Origin of the sequence: Methylomonas sp. LWB, from assembly GCF_001856095.1 — a bacterium.
Taxonomy (GTDB): domain Bacteria; phylum Pseudomonadota; class Gammaproteobacteria; order Methylococcales; family Methylomonadaceae; genus Methylomonas; species Methylomonas koyamae_A.
On sequence record NZ_MKMC01000056.1, the window covers coordinates 77,296 to 97,235 of the forward strand.

Sequence of the window (19,940 nt, forward strand, 5' to 3'; positions counted from 1 at the left end):
GACCCGCCGCCACTTAAAACTTTAGGGATAGAGCCATTTTTAGTTTTTTCAGAAGAATTTTCTCGCCGCCCGGCACCGCTGTCGAAGCGGCTCCAGTCGCGCCGCATTCCAGTAATGCCCCGAGAATATACGCGCGAGCCGAACATTGCATCTCCAGAGCGCAAATCAGCGAAAATGCGTTGAAGGTATTGTTGCGGCTTAAAAAAGCCGATTTCGAAGCTTATTTGGTTGGCGGATGCGTCAGGGATTTGCTTTTAGGCCGGGAGCCGAAAGACTTCGATGTCGCGACTAACGCCAGTCCCGAGCAGGTTAAGCAGATCTTTCGCAATTGCCGAATCATAGGCCGGCGCTTTCGGTTGGCTCACGTGTTTTTCGGTCGGGAAATTATCGAAGTGGCAACGTTCCGAGGCTCGGAGGCCGAGGCGCCCGATCAGCAAGTCGTTCACGAAGATGGCCGCTTACTGCGCGATAATGTGTTCGGTACGTTGGAGGAAGACGTCTGGCGGCGGGATTTCACCGTCAACGCGCTCTACTATAATATCCGAGATTTTTCGGTCGTCGACTTTACCGGCGGCATGAGTGACCACTCGGCCGGCGTCTTGAAGCTAATTGGCGATCCTCAGCAGCGCTACCGGGAAGATCCGGTGAGGATGCTGCGCGCGGTGCGCTTCGCGGTCAAGCTGAGTTTCAGCTTGCATCCGGATACCGAGCAGCCGATATACGAACTGACGGATTTACTAAAAAGTATCCCTTCCGCCCGCTTGTACGACGAAGTGTTGAAGCTGTTTTTGGCCGGCTACGGTGTGCAAACCTTCGAAATGCTGCGCCATTACGGCTTGTTTGCGATTTTGTTTCCCGACACCGATCGCTGTCTGGCCAGTCAGGAGCAGGATTTTCCCCGCTTATTCGTGATCCGAGCGCTGGAAAATTCCGATGCGCGTTTCAATGACGGCAAGACGCTGACGCCGTATTTTCTGTTGGCCGCATTATTGTGGGAACCACTGACCGTATCGGCCCAACAACGCATCGACCACGGCGAAAACGAAACGCTGGCTTATCAAAACGCCGCCAACGAGGTTTTGGGGCGGCAAGTCAAGATTACCGCAATGCCGCGCCACATCACGCAGTCGATCCGCGACGTCTGGTTTTTGCAACAGAAATTCACTCGCACCGTAGGTTCTCGGCCGTTTCGTTTGCTCGAACAACCCAAATTCCGCGCGGCCTACGATTTTCTGCAGTTGCGCGCCGAAACCGGTGGCGCCGATCCGGAACTAGTGGCCTGGTGGACGGGCTTTCAGGAGGCCGACGAGGACGAACGTCATCGGATGACCGCACCGCCCAAGGGCGGCGGTAAACCCAGGGCAAGAAAAACAGGCCGCTACCGCTCCCGTTCCAAACAACCCAATTCGCAATGAGCCTACCCGTTGGTTATAGGGAAGCCTATATCGGCCTGGGCAGTAATCTGGAAGACTCGGTAGCTCACGTCACGCAGGCCAGAGGCGAGATTGCCGAGCTAGCCGAGGTTGTCGAACTGGGTTTTTCGGCCTTGTATCGCAGTTTGCCGGTTGGACCGCAAGATCAGCCTGAGTATGTCAACGCGGCGATGCGGATCGCCACCGCGCTGCCGGCCATCGATTTACTGCGCCAATTGCAAGCCATCGAAAACCGCCACGGCCGGGTGCGTGGGCAGCGCTGGGGCGCTCGAACCCTGGATCTGGATCTGTTGCTCTACGATGCCCAGATCATCGAACAACCGGATCTGATCGTACCGCATCCCGAATTGGCCAAGCGTGCCTTTGTCCTGTATCCGCTGGCGGAGCTTTCAGTACCGGATTTGACGGTGCCCGGTCTCGGCTCGCTGGCCGAACTGATGAGCCGCTGTCCGCCGGACGGGTTGACCCAAATCGATTCATGACCCTGTACGGCGAGACCACCAAAATGTTGACAGTCAGCGATCTGGCGGTAATGAAACGCGCCGGCGAAAAGATTAGCTGCCTGACCGCGTACGACGCGAGCTTCGCGGCGGTGCTCGATAACGCCGGCATCGATGTGCTGCTGGTTGGCGATTCGTTGGGCATGGTCGTCCAAGGCGAAGCGAGTACGTTGCCGGTGACTATCGACGACATGGTCTACCACGGCCGCTGTGTCGCGAAAACGCGTCGCCGAGCATTTTTGATCGTCGATCTGCCATTTGCCAGTTACGCACTGCCCGAGCAAGCGCTGAACAATGCCGCGCGGCTAATGCGCGAGGGCGGCGCGCAAATGGTCAAGCTGGAAGGTGCCAAGCCTGCCATCGTTGCCTTTTTGGTCGAGCAAGGCATCCCGGTTTGCGGACATCTGGGCCTGCTGCCGCAATCGGTCAACCGACTGGGCGGGTATCGGGTACAAGGTCGGGACGCCGGCCAGGCCGAGCGGATCCTGGCCGACGCCGAGGCGCTGGAACAAGCCGGCGCCGGCGCCCTGGTGTTGGAGTGCGTGCCGGCCGAGTTGGCCGAGCGCATCAGTCGGCGGTTGGCGATACCGGTGATCGGCATCGGCGCGGGCGCGGCTTGCGACGGTCAGGTGTTGGTGTTGTACGATATGCTCGACATCGGCGCAGGCAAACGGCCGCGTTTTTCGAAAAACTTCATGACCGGCGCGGCCGGTATCGCGGACGCGGTCGCCAGCTACCACGCCGCCGTCAAATCCGGTGAATTTCCCGGTTCCGAGCACGCCTACTGATCATGCAAACCGTCGATCGCATCGAAGCATTGCGAATGCTGCTGAAACCCTGGCGACGCGCTGAATTCAAAATTGCCTTCGTCCCGACGATGGGCAATCTGCACGCCGGACATCTCCGGCTGGTGGAGGCTGCCCGCCGTCATGCCGACAAGGTTGTGGTCAGTATTTTCGTGAATCCGACCCAGTTCGGTCCGGCCGAAGATTTTGCCAGTTACCCGCGCACCGAAGCCGACGACGTGGCCAAGTTGAGCGAAGCCGGCGCCGATCTGCTGTTTCTGCCCGGCGTCGCGGAAATCTATCCGCGGGCTTCCCTGACGACTATCTCGGTTGCCGGTTTGTCGACCATCCATTGCGGCGCGAGTCGGCCCGGCCATTTCGATGGTGTGGCGTTGGTTGTCTGCAAATTGTTGAACATGGTTCAGCCCGATCTGCTGCTGCTCGGCGAAAAGGACTTTCAACAGCTGGCGCTAATCCGGCGCATGGTGGCCGATCTGAATCTGCCGGTGAAAATCCAAGGCGTCGCGACGGCGAGGGACGACGACGGCTTGGCGCTGAGTTCGCGTAACGGCTATTTGACGGCACCGCAGCGCGCTAGCGCGCCTGAGTTGTACCGGTGTTTGCGGGCCGCTGGAGATGCGATACAGCGCGGCGAGCGCGATTTTGCCGGGATAGAAGCCGCCCAGTCGCTACGCCTGACACGAGCCGGGTTCGTGGTGGATTACTTTACGATTTGTCGGGTCGCCGATCTGGCGCCCGCCACTTCCGGCGACATGGATCTGGTGATTCTTGCCGCGGCCAAACTCGGCAATACCCGCTTGATCGACAACCTGGTTTGTCGTTCAAATGGTTGACGAGACAAGGCTTTCCGGCGATAAAGCCAATGCCGATATTTGATAGCCCGTTCAATTTCAGGCATAATCGCCGTCCCTGTCTTCGAACTTGTTTACCATGCAAACCATCATGCTTAAAGCCAAGTTACACCGTGCGCGGGTAACGCATTCAGAACTGGATTACGAAGGATCCTGTGCGATTGACGGCAAGATTTTGGATTTTTCAGGGATTAGGGAATACGAGCAGATCCATATTTACAACGTCAACAATGGCGAACGCTTCACGACGTACGCGATTCGCGCTCAGGACGGCTCCGGTATTTTTTCGATCAACGGCGCGGCGGCTCGTTTGGCGTGTCCCGGCGATCTGATCATCGTCGCGGCTTACGTCAGTCTCGACGAAAAAGAGTTGAAAAACTATCAGCCGACGCTGGTGTATTTCGACGGCAATAACCACATCAGCCATTCCAGCCACGCCATTCCGGTACAAGCCGCATAACGTAAAAGCAACCGCCGCATTGCGTCGGCGGTTGCCGAAGGGTTTTACGCTTCCGATACGTCGATTTCGCTGACTTTCTCGGTTAGCGTGATGCTTTGTTCTATCGTCACCAAAACTTTCTGATAGCCGATGCGCTTGTTACTGTTGATCAGTAGCGGCGCTTTGATAGACCCCTTGATGGTCGGCTTGCCGTTTTCCTGTTCGTTATCCTTGTGCAGTAAAATCAAAATCAATAAATCGTCGCCTTCCTCGATCTTCAACAGCGCTTCTTCGTCGTCGGTCAGCGTGAAGTTGTAATTGATGTTGAAATGGGCCGGATGCGCGACCGAGAATGTCAATTCCGCGTTATCCACCGCTTGCAGCCAATAAACGATTTCGCTGCCTTCCTGATGAAACAGCTTGAAACGGGTTTGATCCTCGAAGCCAGGAATACCGCGCGGAAAGGTGATAATGGTGTCCGGATTGATGTCTTGGTTGCCTAGCAATTTCGATTGAATTTCCATGATCCCGCCAGTTTCTATTGAAGCCTTCTGAGCGGCTTCGTTGATAAATGCCCCAAGTTATAGCATGTAACCGGTGATTTGCAATCCTTACCGGGAGACTTGCCTTGCGCAAACGACTATTCCGGCCTAAAATCGCCTTCCCTCTTTCAGGTGTCCTGGACCGTATGGTCCGGCTTAAACAGGAAGTCGGTGAGCCGGTGTCATCCACCGTTCATGCCGACGCTGCCCCCGCAACGGTAGATAAGTCAAGAATTGCGAACAAGCCACTGTGCGATTGCGCATGGGAAGGCCGCAACTTCAGGCCGCTAAGGCCGCTTATGAGCCCGGAGACTGGCCCGAAAGATCATTCGAGACAGCGGAGGGCTGTTTACGGAATGGTCGCAGCCTGTCTACGCCTTTTTCGTGCCCCGTTCTCCTCTGTCGTTTTTATACCCCGAATGCGCGGTGGGCGCAGAGGACAATCATGCACAAACCTTACTATCCCTTGCTGGCGTTGGCGGGAGCCGGCACCGTATTTTCCGGGGCGACACCGGCCGAATCGAGCGTTAATTTGCCGGATACCGTCGTAACGGCGACTCGCACCGCCACGCTTACCGACGAACTCGCCAGCGCGACCACGGTATTTACACGCGCCGACATCGAGCAATCGCAAGTCAAAACCCTGCCCGATCTACTCAAAACCGCGCCGGGACTCGATATTACTCAGAACGGCGGCTACGGTCAGCAAGCGAACGTCTATATGCGCGGCACTAATTCCGACCATATTTTGGTGTTGATCGACGGCATCAAGGCCGGTTCGGTCACTTTGGGCACCACGGCGTTTCAATGGTTGCCGATCGATCAAATCGAGCGGGTCGAAATTACCCGGGGACCGCAATCGGCGCTCTACGGTTCGGAAGCGATCGGCGGTGTCATACAGATTTTCACCCGCAAGGGTGCTCGGTCCGAAACCCCCAGCATCAGTCTGGATGCCGGTGCCGGGTCGTTCGATACCGTCAACGGCGCAGGTTCTATCAGTGGCAAATGGGGCGACAACTGGTATAGCCTGGGCGCTTCTCACCTGGGCAGCCAAGGTTTCAATACCCGCAGTATCGGCACGGAAACCGATAGGGATGCCTATTACAACACCGGCCTGAACGCCCGTGTCGGCCATCGTTTTGCGAACAACGCGGAGGTCGAAGCCTTTTTCATGCGCGCCGAAGGCAAATCCGAATACGACGGCACACCGAATCGAACCGATTTCGTCAATCAAGTGGTCGGTACGACGGCCAGCTTCGACGTACTGGAACATTGGCGCTCGATATTGCGTTTCGGCCAGACCGAGGACAGGGCCGACAATTTCAACGCTAACGGCCAGTTCAACAGCCAATACAACACCACCCGCTGGAATGCCAGTTGGCAGAACGAATTTCGCCTGACCGAAGCCCATCGCCTGACCTTGGGCAGCGATTATCGCCTCGACGAAGTGCGCAGTTCGGTGAACTACAGCGAATCCTCGCGCTACGACGTCGGGGTATTCGCTGATTTGCACAGCCGGCTATTCGATCGTCACTTCATCAACGCGGCTTTACGCTGGGACGAGAACCAAGCCTTCGGCGACCGGGTGACCGGCAATTTCGGCTGGCGCTTTAACTGGGATTACGGTTTGAGCGCGTTCGCCAGTTTCGGCAACGCGTTCAAGGCGCCGACCTTCAATGACTTGTACTGGCCGCACAACCAGTCCGACTTTGCCGGCTTTACCTACATCACCGAGGGCAATCCGCGTCTGAAGCCCGAGGAATCGACGACCTTCGAAGCCGGCCTCGCTGGACAGCATGACTGGCTGAATTGGCAATTGCGCGCCTATCACACCAATATCGACAATCTAATCGATTGGGCCGGCGAAATCCTGAATTCGACCACCTATCGCTATCAGCCGCAAAACGTCGATAAAGCCCAAATCGACGGCCTAGAGGCGGAACTGGGCGGTCAATGGCTGGGTTGGCAAAATAAGTTGAGCATGAGCTTGCTCAGCCCGCGCAATCGCCAAACCAATCTGGATCTGGCCCGGCGCGCCGAACAAAGTCTGTCTTATGATTTGTCGCGCTCGTTTGGTGCCGTCGACGTTGGCGGCCATGTGCTGGCGCAAGGCCATCGCTACGACGACCGGGCCAACACCCGGAAAGTCGACGGCTTCGTGACCGTGGACTTGCGCACCGCCTTCCACATCGACAAGCATTGGACGCTGAGCGCTAAATTGAACAATCTGCTGGATAAGCAATACCAAACCGTCGATACTTATAATACCGCCGGCCGGAACTTTTACTTTTCCGTACATTACAACAATTGATTTCCTTGGAGACCTCTCGATGACCATGCCTAGTTTTGCCGTCAAACCCGGTGCCGTCGCGTTGATGGCGCTGATGGCCGCCACCCGCTTTCACCACTTCGGCACGCCGTTCGCGCTACCCGATGCGTCGTTGGCGATTTTCTTTCTGGCCGGCTTATGGCTCGGCGGCCGCTATCTGTTCGCGCTGCTGTTGCTGGAAGCCGGGTTGATCGATTACCTGGCCATCACCAAGCTGGGCGTTAGCGATTTTTGCGTATCGCCCGCCTACGGCTTTTTGATTCTTGCCTATGGAGCGATGTGGCTGGGCGGGAAGTGGTGCCGGCGATACAGCGGCCTTACCGCCGCCAATGTCGCACAGCGCTTCGCGGCGCTGGTCGTTTCGACATCGGCCGCCTTTTTGATTTCCAACGGCAGTTTCTACTGGTTGTCGGGCCGTCACGCCGAAACCTCGCTGGCTCAATATGCCGAAGGTTTCGCGAGATACTATCCATCCTATTTGTCGGCCACTCTGATTTACGGCATTGCGATTTTTGCGGCGGTCTCGGCCGTCAAGGTACTGTTAGCCCAGAAAGCGGCACGCGTGGCGATTTGACAGCCTTCGCGAGTGCTGCTCGCGATTCGGCCGCTAAGCGGTTTGGAGCGGTAATCCCGATTCACCGCTCCGCCGCTCGGTCAAGATTACATGATTCAGTTTTGCACCTGCCATCCCGAAAGGTCGGCCTCGCCGCATACCTTCATCCCTTAACCGCATGACCTTGACCCTGATCGTCCTTTTAGCCGTCGGGCTGGACCGCTGCCTGGGCGAGCCGCGCAATGCGTTGCATCCGTTGGCGGCATTCGGCCGCTGGGCCGGCATCCTGGAACGAAGCTGGCTCGATCTGGCCGCCTCCCCGGCCAAGCAACGCTGGGCAGGCATTCTGGCTTTGCTAGGCGCGGTGGCCCCGGCGTTGTCGTGCTTGTTGGCGCTTCCGGCGATACCGGCATTGCAAGCCGGATTGGCGGTCGCGATCCTGTATTTTTGCATCGCCGCCCGTAGCCTGGAGCAACACGCCACGGCCGTTGCCTCTGCTTTGGAAGCCGGCGACTTGGCATTGGCCCGGCAACGGGTCGGTTACATCGTCAGCCGTCAAACCCAAACAATGTCCGAGGAAGACGTGCGACGAGCCGTAATCGAATCGGTATTGGAGAACGGCGCCGACGCGGTATTCGCGCCGCTGTTCTGGTTTGTACTGGCCGGCCCGGCCGGGGCGGTCGTTTATCGGCTGGTCAACACCCTGGATGCGATGTGGGGCTACCGGAATACTCGCTATCGGTATTTCGGCTGGGCCGCGGCGCGTTTCGACGATGTGTTGAACTGGTTGCCGGCGCGGCTGACTGCGTTGAGCTATGCGGCGTTGGCCGACACGGGACGGGCACTACGCGCGTGGCTGCAATTCGCGCCGTTACTGGATAGTCCGAACGCCGGTCCGGTGATGAGCGCCGGCGCCGGCGCGTTGAATCTGCGATTGGGCGGTCCCGCCGTCTATCACGGCCAGATCAAGCAAAAAGCCTGGTTCGGCGGCGACCGATCGCCGGAGTTGGCCGACATCTCCCGCGCTTGCGGCTTGGTGCAACGAACCTTGTGGTTGTGGCTGGCGGCGATCGCGCTGGGAGACTACCTTGCTTGAGCACGGCGGCCGATTGCGCCGGGCCGCTCGGTATTACGGCATACCGCTGGCCGATTGGCTGGATTTGTCCACCGGCCTGAACCCAAACGGCTGGCCGGTGCCGGCCATTCCGGCCGAATGCTGGCAACGCCTGCCCGAGGATGACGACGAGTTGCCGGATGCCGCGCGTCGTTACTACGGGAACCCCCACATTCTGGCGGTGGCCGGTTCCCAGGCAGCGATTCAAGCCTTGCCGTCGTTGCGCCCGCCGGGGCGAGTCGGCGTACTGCATCCGGCTTACGCCGAACACGCCGCCAATTGGCAACGCGCCGGCCACCAATTAGTCGTGTTGAGCGAAGCGGACATCGAACCGGCACTGGACGACTTGGACGTGCTGATTGTGGTCAATCCGAATAATCCGACCGGTAAGTTATGGCAGCCGGCCCAATTGCTGGCTTGGCAAATTCGTCTCGCCGAGCGCGGCGGCTGGCTAATCGTGGATGAGGCGTTCATGGACAGCCGGCCCGAATCGAGTTTAGCCAGCTTGCCGGTGCGGCCGGGCTTGATCGTGCTGCGCTCGCTGGGCAAGTTTTTCGGGTTGGCGGGCTTACGTTGCGGTTTCACGATCGCCGAAGCGGACTTGCTGGCTCTGCTGGCCGAAACGCTGGGGCCGTGGCCTATCAGTCATCCTGGTCGCTATGCGGCGACCATGGCCTTGGCCGATACGATTTGGCGGCAGGCGACCATCCGGCACTTGCATAGCCAGGCGGCTCGGCTGGCGGCGTTGCTGAGCGACCACGGCTGGCCACCCGACGGCGGATGCGACTTATTTCAATGGCTGCGTTGCCCGGCGGCGCCGGCCTTGCACGCCGCGCTGGCCGAGCAAGGAATTTTGACCCGTTTGTTCACCGAACCGGATGGCCTACGCTTCGGCTTACCGGGCGACGCGCTGGCCTGGCGGCGACTGAGTCAGGCCCTGGCCCGGCCGGAAATTCAAGCATTGCGCCGCTATTGAGCCTCATGCCGCGAGGCGGCCGGCGCCAACTGATATTCCTCGCCTTCCTTGGCCAGATAAATCGGCGGCTCGGTGCCGATGCTTTGCAGGATGGCGTTATAAATCGATTCCAGATCGGCGTCGCCGCGCGTTGGCTCGTGGTGGGTCAGAAACAGGCGCTTGGCGGCGGCCTGCTTGGCATGCGCTATCGCCGAGGCATAGGTGCCGTGGCCCCAGCCGCGCCGATGAGCGTATTCGGTTTCGGTGTACGACGAATCGATAATCAGCGCATCTACTCCGCTCATCGCGGCGATAACTTCGGCCAGTTTTTGTTCGGTCAAATCCTGCATTGCTTGAAAGCCGGGATGGTCGCCGCGGTAGGGATTGGTCGGCGGTTCGTAGTCGCCGGTAAAGAACAGCGAGCTGCCGTCGGCATCCTCGATCCGATAACCGAAGTTATAGACCGGGTGGTTCAAGACCGTCGGCGTGACTTTCACCCCGCCAACCGCCATCGTTTCGCCGGCTTTTAGCGTGAAGTAGCGGATGTCGGCTTGCAACTGGGCTTCGCTGATCGGGAAATAACTGTGTTGCAATTGCACGTTCATCGCCCGCTCTATGCCTTGCTGAGTGAAGGGATCGAGTCCGCCGTAGATGTTGATGCGATTGCCGGCCTTGAACATCGGCAGAAAGAAGGGTAGGCCCTGGATGTGGTCCCAATGGGTATGGGTAATCAGGATGTGCGCGGTCAGCGGCTGACGGCTCTCCAGGCTCTGAGCCAGCGCGTGGATGCCGGTGCCGGCGTCGAGAATGATCAAGTCCCCGGACGAGCTGGCGATTTCGATGCACGTGGTATTGCCGCCGTATTTGACCGTATTCGGGCCGGGGGTTGCTATGGAGCCTCTGACACCCCAGAATTTGACTTTCAACGCCAATCCCCCATGCCGCTCAGTGCGCCTCGTCCCAATTCGCGCCGGTTCCGGCTTCGACGAGCAGGGGCACGGCCAACTCGGCGGCGTTGGACATGATGGCGACGATTTGGGCGATGCTGGCGTCGAGCTGGGATTCGGCCACTTCGAACACCAATTCGTCGTGTACCTGCATGATCATGTTCAGGTCGGCGCCGCTGGTTGCTATCCAGTGATGGCAGGCGATCATCGCCCGTTTGATAATGTCGGCGGCACTGCCCTGCATCGGCGCATTGATCGCGGTGCGCTCGGCGTATTGGCGCTGAGCGGCGTTGCGGGCGTTGATGTCCGGCAAATACAGGCGGCGGCCGAAGATCGTTTCGACGTAGCCGAGGCGCTTGGCCTGCTCGCGGATATCGTCCATGTAGTGTTTGACGCCGGGATAGCGGCTGAAATACAGGTCGATGTAGGACTGGGCCTGATTGCGCGGCAAACCCAGCTGTTGCGCTAGCCCGAAGGCCGACATGCCGTAGATCAGACCGAAATTGATGGCCTTGGCCGAGCGGCGCAAATCGTTTGTGACTTGGTCCGGCGAGACTTCGAATACTTCGGCGGCGGTGGCGCGGTGGATGTCTTCGCCGTCGGCAAAGGCCTTCAGCAAGCCTGCGTCGCCGGACAAATGCGCCATGATCCGCAATTCGATCTGCGAATAGTCGGCGGCGACGATTTTATAGCCGGGCGGCGCGATGAAGGCTTGGCGAATCTTGCGACCTTCCTCGCTGCGGATCGGAATGTTCTGCAGATTGGGATCGGTGGACGACAGCCGGCCGGTCGCCGCGACCGCCTGATGGTAGGAGGTATGCACCCGGCCTGTCTTAGGATTGATCTGTTGCGGCAGTTTGTCGGTATACGTCGATTTCAGCTTGCTCATGCCGCGATGCTCCAAAATCACTCGCGGCAACGGATAATCGATCGCCAGTTCCTGCAGCACCGATTCGTCGGTGGACGGTTGGCCTTTCGGCGTCTTCTTCAATACCGGCAATTTTTGGCGGTCGTACAGAATTTCCTGAATTTGCTTGGGCGAGCCCAGGTTGAAGGTCGAACCGGCCAGATCGTGGGCCTGGATTTCCAGGCCTATCATCCGGTCGGCGAGTTCCTGGCTTTGTTGCGCCAGCATATCGCTATCGATCAATACGCCGTTGGCTTCGATGCGGGTCAACACGTCGATCAGCGGCACTTCGATTTCGTTATACAGCGTCCAAAGACCGGGTTGCCGTTGCAATTGCGTCGACAAGGTTTGGTGCAAACGCAAGGTGATGTCGGCATCTTCGGCGGCATACTCGGTGGCTTGGTCGATGGCGACCTCGGCAAAGCCGATCTGCTTGGCGCCCTTGCCGCACACGTCTTCGAAATGAATGGTTTCGACGCCGAGGTAGTGCTTGGCTAGGTCGTCCATATTGTGCTTGGTGGCGGTACTATTGAGTACGTAGGATTCCAGCATCGTATCGTGGCGGATGCCGCGCAACGCGATGCCGTGGTTGGCCAGCACGTGGGCGTCGTATTTTAGGTTTTGACCGAGCTTGGCTTTCGCGGGATCTTCCAACAGTGGCCGCAAGGCCGCCAACACACTTTCCCGGTCGAGTTGGGCCGGCGCGTCCGGATAATCGTGCGCCAACGGCAAATAGGCGGCCCGACCGGCTTCCACCGCGAACGAGACGCCGACGATTTGCGCGTCGCTGTAATTCAGGCTGCTGGTTTCGGTGTCGAACGCAAACAGATCGGCTCGCGCGAGCGCCGCCAGCCAGGACTCGAAATCGGCTTGATCGAGGATGGTTTGATACTCTCTGGTCAACGCGGCGGCGGATTCGGAGCTTGCTCCAGCGTTTCCGTCCAGGCTCTCGGCAACGTCGGAAACTGCGGTAGTCGAAGGCGCGGCGTCGCCGTTCAAGGTCTTTAGCCAGCTGCTGAAGCCGAGTTGCCCCAACTGGTTTTTCAAGGCCGGGATGTTCGGTTCCTTGCGTTTCAGGTCGTCCAGCGTGTAATGCAGCGCCACGTCGCATTTGATCGTGGTCAGCTCGCGCGATAGCGGCAACTGGCCCAGCGCGTCGCGGAGGTTGTCGCCGATTTTGCCCTTGATGTCGCCGGCGTGGGCGATCAGATTGTCCAGCGTACCGTATTCCTGCAACCACTTGGCGGCGGTCTTCGGGCCAACCTTGGGCACGCCGGGAATGTTATCGACCGCGTCGCCCATCAAGGCCAGATAATCGATGATTTGCTCGGGCTTGACGCCGAATTTGTCGATCACGCCGGCGATGTCCATCCGGGTATTGGTCATTGAATTTTCCAGGATGATTTGATCGTTGACCAATTGCGCCATGTCCTTGTCACCGGTGGAAATGACGACCTGGAAGCCCTGGCGGGCCGCGCTTTGCGCCAAGCAGCCCAACACGTCGTCGGCCTCGACGCCGTGCTCGATAATCAGCGGTAATCCCAACGCCCGGATCAGTTCGTGCAAGGGTTGGATTTGCACCCGCAAATCGTCCGGCATCGGCGGGCGATGGGCCTTGTATTGCTCGTACATGTCGTGGCGAAAAGTCTTGCCCGGCGCGTCGAACACCACCGCGAAATACGGCGTGTTGTAATCGTTGATCAGCTTGCGCAGCATGTTGGAGACGCCGTAAATCGCGTTGGTCGGTTCGCCTTGCGCATTGGTCAGTGGCGGAACGGCATGAAAGGCGCGGAACAGGAACGACGAACCGTCGACCAGGATCAGTTTGTGTGTGGCGGAATCGGACATGTGAGCTTATCGGCGCAAAGATTCGGGCAACGATACAGGGCCGAATCAGGCCCTGCAAGTGTTGAATATCACAGACCGGTGGCGATTGGCGCGAAACTCGCGTGTCGCGCGGCATATCCCGGCCGGTGGTTTACTCGGCCTCGGCCGGTTCGGGCTGGTCCACCAAGGCGGCGATCACCAAATCGCCGCTAACGTTTAGGGTAGTCCGGCACATATCCAAGAAGCGGTCCACACCCAGGATCAGCCCCATGCCTTCGGCCGGAATGCCGACCTGTTGCGTCAAAATCATAATCAGCGGCAGCGAGCCGCCCGGTACGCCGGCGGTGCCGATGCCGGCCAATATCGCCATCATCACCACTCTAACCTGTTCGGCCATCGACAGATCGACCCCGTAGACCTGGGCCAGGAACAGCACGGTAATGCCCTCGAACAGCGCGGTGCCGTTTTGATTGGCGGTCGAACCTATCGTCAGCACGAAGCGGGCGATTTCCGGTTTGATCGCCAAATCGCGCTCGGCCAGCTCCAGCGAGCGCGGCAGTGTGGCATTGGACGACGCGGTCGCAAAAGCGTACAGATACACTTCCCGACAATCCCGAAAAAACGCCAGCGGCGAGCGGTGGGTAAAGGTTTTCAACAATGCCGAATACACCAGAGCTTGTTGCAGCAGCAAGCCGCCGACGACAACGGCCACGTAAAATCCCAGCGACACCAAAATGTGGTGGCCGAATTTGAACGTCGATTGAAACACCAGCGCGAATACCGCCAACGGCGCCAGACGCATCGCCCAGTCGACGACGACCAAGCTGGCGGTATAGCTTTCTTCCAGCAATTCGACCCAACGCGACGCCTTGCCGGCCGTGATCGTGGCCAAGGCCGCGCCGAACACCAGCGAGAAAAACATCAGCGCCAGCATTTCGCCTTCCAACGCTTGCGAGGCGGTCGCGAATGGATTTTTCGGAATAATATCCAACAAGGTTTGTTCGATGGGTTTGGCTTGTTCGGCGTTTCGGCGGATGCCGCCGACCGCCGTGGTTTCGCCGCTTTGGGGAATTTCGACGCCGACACCGGGTTCGGCAATATTCACCAGGCTAATACCGATCGCAACCGATGCGGAACTGGCCAACAACGTGAATAGCAGCGTGCGCCGCGCTACCCGCGCCAGGCCGTGGTGGCTGCTGAGTTGGAATACCCCCAGTATCAGGCCGCTGACGACCATCGGCACCACGACCATGAAAATCAGCCGCAAAAAGATTTGCCCCAACGGTTCCAGCACATAGCGAACGCTCAGTTGCAGCGGCAACCAGCCGGCGTATTCGTGGCCGATCAATCCGGCCGCGGCGCCCAGCACGAGGCCAAGCAACAAGCGATGGTGATTTTTCATGGCGGTCTAGGACGAAATCGCAAAGTTCGGATGATACTGCGAATCGGCGCGAGGACCGAGATTGGATGCGCTGTTTGGGAGCGGTTGGCATGATGGGTCGTCCCTGCCTGGATAAAAGCCGATGTCCGAGCTTTTATCCAGGTATTCCTTGGCGTCGTTGTTTTCCATGTTCACGGGGGAGAGAACTTAACATCCTTGATGCCGCCTTTACTTAAGCAAGTGCTATGCCAAAACAACCAGGCCAAGCGCGATGCGGGATACCCAGACCGCTCGACACGGCATTTGTTAAAAACTATGTTAAATTCCGTAAAAAATACAAATCGTAGCGGCATTTCCCGCACTTCGTTCGCTCTGGCGCGAATCATGGATAATGTCCGGGAAATTCACCGACGCCGAACTTAGCTTGAGACATTTCCGACATCCCGAACGTTACCGCACCCCGGCTCGCCGCTTTCGGCCGGCCGCGGCTTCAGCGTGGTGGGGTTCTCTGAAACGGGGATTCGGCTATGCGATTGCCGCTTTCGTCGTGGGGTCGGTGCTGAGCGTCGCGGTATTGCGCTACTTACCGCCGCCAACCTCGGCTTTCATGTTGAACCGGCATTGGGAAGATTGGTTGGCTGGAAAAGACTATCGGCCGATTGCCCGGCAGTGGGTCGATGGCCGGCGCATATCCGCGCATGCCTATGCGGCGGTGGTGGCCTCGGAAGATCAATTGTTTTTTCAGCACAACGGCTTCGATGTCGAGGCAATCGGCAAGGCATGGTCGCAGTATGCGCGCGGCGGCAAACTGCGGGGCGCCAGCACGATCAGTCAGCAAGTCGCGAAAAATTTGTTTCTGAGTCCGGCGAGAAATTGGGCCAGAAAAGCGCTGGAGATTTGGTTTACCGTGCTGATCGAGGCGTTCTGGAGCAAACAGCGAATACTCGAGATCTATTTGAACATCGCCGAATTCGGCGATCATTTATTCGGCGTCGAAGCGGCCAGCCGCCGCTATTTCGGCGTTCCCGCCCAACGGATGACGCCGGCGCAAGCCGCGTTGTTGGCCGCGACGCTGCCGAATCCTCTACTGCTGAAAGCCGATAGACCCAGCGCTTATGTCGCTAGGCGGCAGGCCTGGATTTTAGCGCAAATGCGCGTGGCCGGTCGCTGAGGTGGACCCGTTCGGGCTCATTCGATGCTTTCGGTGTCGTCGTCGGATTCGCTTTGGTAGGCCGCGCCGGCATCGGCGATCAGCTGTTTCAAGTATTGATACAGCTGCCTTGCGGCCTTCGGCGGTTTGCCATCCTTCGCTTCCTTTTGGGCATTGCGTTGCAACTGACGCAGATGCTGGGTGTCGGCGTCCGGATATTCGCCGACCAATTCGGTAATTTGACCGTTACCGGAGTCGGCCAATAATGCGTCGCGCCAGCGTTCGGCCTGGTGGTGCTCGCGCACCGCATGAGCGCTGCGGTTTTTGAGGCGGTCCAGCTTTTCGCGGATCGAGTCGGTGTCGAGTTCGCGCATCCGCGCGGTGATGTATTTCAGCAGACGCTTCTTGGCGGCGTTTTGCCCCATTTTGCCGGCATCACGCAAGGCTTGCTCTATCGGCTCCGGCAGTTCGAATTCGGCGATTTGGGCTGCCGACAAGCCACAGATTTCCTCGGCCATCGCAAACACTTCGGCGATTTCCTTTTTGATGCGGGTCTTGTTTGGGCGTACCGCGTAATACTCGACTTCGTCGTCTTCGTCTTCCAGATAAAATTCTTCGTTCATTTCAAACCATTGCGATGAGGAACAGCACAAACATCACGACCATGACGAGCGGCACGATCAAGCCGCCCCAGTCGGATGGTGCTTGCCGGCTGCGGGCCAACGCGGCTTTGATGCCGGGTTGCATCCAGAATAAAATCAAAAGCGCCATGGCGCCAATCAGCAGATTTTCCCAAGTGGAAAGCATGGTGTCGCCCCAGTTGCGGCCGACAGACGGCGGCCGGAGTGCCGTGTTCGGCATATCTTAACAAACCTGATGGAAAGCCATGGTTCGGTTTTGTCCGGCGCTTTAGGATAGTCAGGGAGTTGTCGCCGATAAATGATTGCCCCGGCAGGGAAAAGTCCGGATAGTCACAGAAGCTGTGGATAAGTCTGTGAGTTGAGCGACGATTTCCGGTCGAATTCCCCGGTTTTCCTGAAGCGAGCTTAAATTGTACAGAAATTGGCCAATAAAAATACATTATTTATCAATGGCTTGACTTTACCCTTTTGAATTCAACGAGTTATTTTGTCAAGCTTTTTTACAGTCTCGTCTTTAATGGCTAAATGTGAATAACTGATAATGAAGCGATCCGTCCGACTTGGACGATTCGGCGGTTTCCCCAATTGGCCAGTTCTAAGGATTCAACAAATTTGCGATAATGGCCGGTTTTTGACAGAGTCTTTTCATGTGGTTTAAGAATCTTGCCGTCTATCGGTTTTCCGAGCCGTTCGAGTTGTCCGCCGACGCCGTGCAACAAAAACTGGCTGAGTCTCCTTTCAAGCCATGTGGTAGCCACGACACCTTCAGTTTCGGCTGGACTTCGCCGTTGGGGCGGGCGTCCGACGACCTCGCGCACGTCAACAATGGCTTTTTGATGGTTTGCGCCAAGAAAGAGGAAAAGGTGGTTCCCGGTTCGGTCGTTAACGAGATGCTACAGGATCGGATTACTGAAATCGAAGAGCGTGAAGCTCGCAAACTGCCGGCCAAGGAGCGCAGTCGGCTGAAGGACGAATTAATTTTTGATTTATTGCCGAGAGCCTTTTCCTTTTCCAAAAAGACCTATGCCTACATCGACAGTCGAGGTGGTTGGCTGGTTGTTGACGCTGCCTCGGCGAAGAAAGCCGAGGACTTATTGAGCCTGTTACGCAAATGCCTGGGCTCGTTGCCGGTGACGCCGATTGCCGGCAACGGCATGGCCTCCAGCGTGATGACCCGGTGGCTGCTATCAAACCAAGCCCCTGGTGACATTGTCATCGAAGACGAATGCGAATTGCGCTCGCCCGAGGAAGAGGGCGCAATTATTCGCTGCAAGCGCCACGACCTGGGTTTGCCGGAGATCAAAAATCATTTGGATACCGGAAAACAAGTCATTAAATTAGCGATGAATTGGACGGATAGGCTATCGTTTGTGCTCGACGAGAATTTGGCGATTAAGCGCCTGAAATTCCTGGATTTAGTGCAGGAACAAGCCGCGAATATCGAGGCGTTCGACGAAGTCGAGCAATTCGATGCCGATTTTTCGATTATGACAGCGGAACTTGCCCAGTTCCTGCCGCGTCTGCTCGAATTATTTAACGTTGAAGGTAAGGTTCAATGAAAACCCGATTATTGATAAGCCTGTTGATAGGTGTGGTCGCGGCCGTCCCGTCGGCCTCGGCCTTGACCTTGCCGCCGCCGGACCGGCCCGGCGATAGCCTGATCGGCAATCCGCCGCACGAGGTCAAATATGTTGCGGCCAAACAAGAAGACACGTTGATCGATATCGCCGTCAATTTCAGGCTGGGGCAGGATCAAATTGTGTTGGCCAACCCTTACGTCGACCGCTGGTTGCCGGGCGCCGGCGCTCAGGTGCGTATTCCCAGCAGTTTTTTATTGCCTAACGCGCCCCGCGAAGGGATTGTGATCAATTTGCCGGAAATGCGAATTTACTACTTTCCGGACGCTACCAAGGTAGTGACGTATGCGATCGGCATAGGCAGGGAGGACGACTGGAAAACGCCGCTTGGGAAAACCCGGATTCTCGGTAAAACCGAGCGGCCATCGTGGACGCCGCCTAAGTCCATCATTGCCGAACATTTGGCCGATGGCGATGTTCTGGAGCCGTATTACCCGCCCGGTCCCGACAACCCGTTGGGGTTGTACGCGTTTCGCCTGGGTATTCCCGGTTATTTGATCCATAGCACCAACAAAACCAATGGCGTCGGCATGCGCGTCAGCCATGGCTGCATCAGGATGTATCCCGCCGATATCGAGCAGTTCTTCCCGATGGTGAAAACCGGTACCACGGTCAATATTGTCAATCAGCCGATCAAGGTTGGCTGGTATCACGATACCTTGTATCTGGAAACCTATCCGCAAATGGAAGAGACGCCCGCGACTTTCGAGCAGCGCTTGCATGTGGCATTGGATTTAATCGAACAAGCCAATGGCGGAAAGATGCCGGTCATCAAGGGGGCGATTTTGAAAGCCGCTCTCGAAAAAGCCAGCGGCATTCCGATTGCGATTTACGAGAGACCCGTGCAAACGCCGGCTATCGTACAAAGTCAGGCGCACTGACCGCTAACTCGGGACAACAAAAAAAGCCCGTGAACCTTTCGGTTCACGGGCTTTTTTAATCGGCAACTCAAATAATAAAGCTTATTTGTGTTGTGATTTTTTGAACATGCGGTCCAATTTGCTGTTGGTATCTTGAGCATATTGAGCGGCACGGTTAGCAGCGGCTTCGGCAGCGGCAGCTTTAGCAGCAGCTTCGGCAGCGGCAGCTTTGGCGGAAGCGGCGTCAGCAGAGGCAGCGGAAACTTGTGGTTTCAGGCTGTCGATTTGACCTTGCAGGTTTTCGATATCTGAAGTGCTGGCGCAACCAGTAGCCAGAGCTGCAACGGCAACAACTGCTGATAATTTAATGGCTTTCATCATGGTGTTTTCCCCTTGATTGTGGTTTCAAAAAATAAAATGAAAAAACGGTGGCAATTGTCCAACATTTTTTTGGTTTTTACCAACATTATTTCACGGTGACAAGCGTCCCTTTTTCCACCCATTGACTCAACAAGTCTATTTGTTCGTTAGTCAATGCGATACATCCGTGTGTCCAGTTTGTGGTTTTATGAATGGCGAGATTGGCACTACCCAAGCCATGGATACCAATCTGACCTCCCAATTCGGTGTTTTGCGGCGGAATTTGGCCGGCAGTATGCGCCCGGGCGATGGCTTCGTAGGTGCCCAAATCGATTTTGCCTTGTTTCAAGGCTTCGTCGGCGTGGTCGACATCCGGATAGGTCAAGCCGAAAAACTTACGAAACGAGCTTTTCTGATTGATCCAGCCGATACGGTAGTTGCCGAGCGGTGTCACATCGTCGCCGCGATGGCTTTTCTTGCCCGCGCCGCTACGGCCGATGGCGATGTTTTCCAGCACGGCAAGCGTTTTTTCACCTTTCTTGACCTCCATGTTCAGCTTTTCGGTATCGACCAGCAGCCAGACGTCCGATGCCAGACTTACCGAGGACCCTAGACAGCCAATTAGGACAAAAACTTTCGATAATTTTTTCTTCAGCATGGCAATCTGTAAATAACCGGGGTTTTGGTGTAATTTAACCCTTTCGAAAC

Annotated in this window: 20 protein-coding genes and 1 riboswitch; of the genes, 12 read left to right on the forward strand and 8 right to left on the reverse strand. The window is 57.3% G+C overall.

Annotated elements, in window-relative coordinates:
* Positions 1-125 precede the first annotated feature (125 nt).
* The 5 genes from pcnB (at position 126) to panD (ending at position 4,050) form a co-directional block, all read left to right on the forward strand.
* Positions 126-1,415 carry a polynucleotide adenylyltransferase PcnB gene (pcnB, locus tag BJL95_RS18520; RefSeq protein WP_231883593.1) on the forward strand — a complete coding sequence of 430 codons (1,290 nt, stop codon included), beginning with the start codon at positions 126-128 and terminating at the stop codon, positions 1,413-1,415.
* Positions 1,412-1,915, forward strand: a complete 504-nt coding sequence (folK, locus tag BJL95_RS18525; RefSeq protein WP_064026482.1) for a 2-amino-4-hydroxy-6-hydroxymethyldihydropteridine diphosphokinase — start codon at positions 1,412-1,414, stop codon at positions 1,913-1,915. Before pcnB ends, folK begins: the two co-directional genes overlap by 4 nt.
* Positions 1,912-2,721, forward strand: coding sequence for a 3-methyl-2-oxobutanoate hydroxymethyltransferase (gene panB / locus BJL95_RS18530; RefSeq protein ID WP_071160083.1), 810 nt, complete (start codon positions 1,912-1,914; stop codon positions 2,719-2,721). The genes folK and panB overlap by 4 nt, the downstream gene beginning before the upstream one ends.
* A 2-nt stretch (positions 2,722-2,723) precedes the next feature.
* The gene (panC, locus tag BJL95_RS18535; RefSeq protein WP_071160086.1) at positions 2,724-3,572 is read left to right on the forward strand and encodes a pantoate--beta-alanine ligase; all 849 of its coding nucleotides are present in this window, start codon (positions 2,724-2,726) and stop codon (positions 3,570-3,572) included.
* Positions 3,573-3,669: 97 nt separating this feature from the next.
* The gene (panD, locus tag BJL95_RS18540; protein ID WP_064026534.1) at positions 3,670-4,050 is read left to right on the forward strand and encodes an aspartate 1-decarboxylase; all 381 of its coding nucleotides are present in this window, start codon (positions 3,670-3,672) and stop codon (positions 4,048-4,050) included.
* A 44-nt stretch (positions 4,051-4,094) separates the two neighbouring features.
* On the opposite strand, the gene fliW is transcribed toward panD, so the two are convergent.
* Positions 4,095-4,553 (reverse strand): flagellar assembly protein FliW, encoded by a 459-nt coding sequence (fliW, locus tag BJL95_RS18545; protein WP_064026476.1) that lies wholly within the window; start codon positions 4,551-4,553, stop codon positions 4,095-4,097.
* Between the two features lie 131 nt (positions 4,554-4,684).
* Positions 4,685-4,907: riboswitch (cobalamin riboswitch) on the forward strand.
* Between the two features lie 109 nt (positions 4,908-5,016).
* Between fliW and BJL95_RS18550 the strand changes: the two genes are divergently transcribed.
* The 4 genes from BJL95_RS18550 to cobD all read left to right on the forward strand — a co-directional run bounded on the left by BJL95_RS18550 (position 5,017) and on the right by cobD (position 9,543).
* Positions 5,017-6,882, forward strand: a complete 1,866-nt coding sequence (locus BJL95_RS18550) for a TonB-dependent receptor (protein ID WP_071160088.1) — start codon at positions 5,017-5,019, stop codon at positions 6,880-6,882.
* A 19-nt stretch (positions 6,883-6,901) separates the two neighbouring features.
* Positions 6,902-7,474: a hypothetical protein gene (locus BJL95_RS18555; RefSeq protein ID WP_071160090.1), complete on the forward strand. Its 573-nt coding sequence runs from the start codon at positions 6,902-6,904 to the stop codon at positions 7,472-7,474.
* A gap of 157 nt (positions 7,475-7,631) precedes the next feature.
* Complete coding sequence (cbiB, locus tag BJL95_RS18560) at positions 7,632-8,549, forward strand: adenosylcobinamide-phosphate synthase CbiB (RefSeq protein WP_071160092.1); 918 nt, start codon at positions 7,632-7,634, stop codon at positions 8,547-8,549.
* Entirely contained in the window at positions 8,542-9,543 is a 1,002-nt protein-coding gene (cobD, locus tag BJL95_RS18565; RefSeq protein WP_071160093.1) for a threonine-phosphate decarboxylase CobD, read from the forward strand. Before cbiB ends, cobD begins: the two co-directional genes overlap by 8 nt.
* On the opposite strand, the gene BJL95_RS18570 is transcribed toward cobD, so the two are convergent.
* The 3 genes from BJL95_RS18570 to BJL95_RS18580 all read right to left on the reverse strand — a co-directional run bounded on the left by BJL95_RS18570 (position 9,537) and on the right by BJL95_RS18580 (position 14,605).
* Positions 9,537-10,448 carry an MBL fold metallo-hydrolase gene (locus BJL95_RS18570; RefSeq protein WP_071160316.1) on the reverse strand — a complete coding sequence of 304 codons (912 nt, stop codon included), beginning with the start codon at positions 10,446-10,448 and terminating at the stop codon, positions 9,537-9,539. The two genes, cobD and BJL95_RS18570, sit on opposite strands and share 7 nt — an antisense overlap.
* Positions 10,449-10,467: 19 nt before the next feature.
* Entirely contained in the window at positions 10,468-13,224 is a 2,757-nt protein-coding gene (gene polA, locus BJL95_RS18575; protein ID WP_071160095.1) for a DNA polymerase I, read from the reverse strand.
* Positions 13,225-13,354: 130 nt separating this feature from the next.
* Complete coding sequence (locus tag BJL95_RS18580) at positions 13,355-14,605, reverse strand: dicarboxylate/amino acid:cation symporter (RefSeq protein WP_071160097.1); 1,251 nt, start codon at positions 14,603-14,605, stop codon at positions 13,355-13,357.
* A 370-nt stretch (positions 14,606-14,975) separates the two neighbouring features.
* Between BJL95_RS18580 and mtgA the strand changes: the two genes are divergently transcribed.
* Positions 14,976-15,755 carry a monofunctional biosynthetic peptidoglycan transglycosylase gene (gene mtgA, locus BJL95_RS18585; RefSeq protein ID WP_083386157.1) on the forward strand — a complete coding sequence of 260 codons (780 nt, stop codon included), beginning with the start codon at positions 14,976-14,978 and terminating at the stop codon, positions 15,753-15,755.
* A gap of 17 nt (positions 15,756-15,772) precedes the next feature.
* On the opposite strand, the gene yjgA is transcribed toward mtgA, so the two are convergent.
* Positions 15,773-16,357, reverse strand: coding sequence for a ribosome biogenesis factor YjgA (yjgA, locus tag BJL95_RS18590; RefSeq protein WP_071160099.1), 585 nt, complete (start codon positions 16,355-16,357; stop codon positions 15,773-15,775).
* Between the two features lies 1 nt (position 16,358).
* Positions 16,359-16,595 carry a hypothetical protein gene (locus BJL95_RS18595; RefSeq protein ID WP_254786848.1) on the reverse strand — a complete coding sequence of 79 codons (237 nt, stop codon included), beginning with the start codon at positions 16,593-16,595 and terminating at the stop codon, positions 16,359-16,361.
* Between the two features lie 427 nt (positions 16,596-17,022).
* Between BJL95_RS18595 and rdgC the strand changes: the two genes are divergently transcribed.
* Both rdgC and BJL95_RS18605 read left to right on the forward strand, forming a co-directional pair.
* Positions 17,023-17,934: a recombination-associated protein RdgC gene (gene rdgC, locus BJL95_RS18600; protein WP_071160101.1), complete on the forward strand. Its 912-nt coding sequence runs from the start codon at positions 17,023-17,025 to the stop codon at positions 17,932-17,934.
* Entirely contained in the window at positions 17,931-18,893 is a 963-nt protein-coding gene (locus tag BJL95_RS18605) for a L,D-transpeptidase family protein (protein ID WP_064026458.1), read from the forward strand. Before rdgC ends, BJL95_RS18605 begins: the two co-directional genes overlap by 4 nt.
* Positions 18,894-18,974: 81 nt before the next feature.
* Here the strand turns inward: BJL95_RS18605 and BJL95_RS24205 are convergent, their stop codons facing one another.
* Both BJL95_RS24205 and BJL95_RS18610 read right to left on the reverse strand, forming a co-directional pair.
* On the reverse strand, positions 18,975-19,253 hold the full coding sequence (locus tag BJL95_RS24205; RefSeq protein WP_082885413.1) for an Lpp/OprI family alanine-zipper lipoprotein: 279 nt from the start codon (positions 19,251-19,253) through the stop codon (positions 18,975-18,977).
* Positions 19,254-19,338: 85 nt separating this feature from the next.
* Positions 19,339-19,890 carry a murein L,D-transpeptidase family protein gene (locus BJL95_RS18610; protein WP_064026526.1) on the reverse strand — a complete coding sequence of 184 codons (552 nt, stop codon included), beginning with the start codon at positions 19,888-19,890 and terminating at the stop codon, positions 19,339-19,341.
* Positions 19,891-19,940 lie beyond the last annotated feature (50 nt).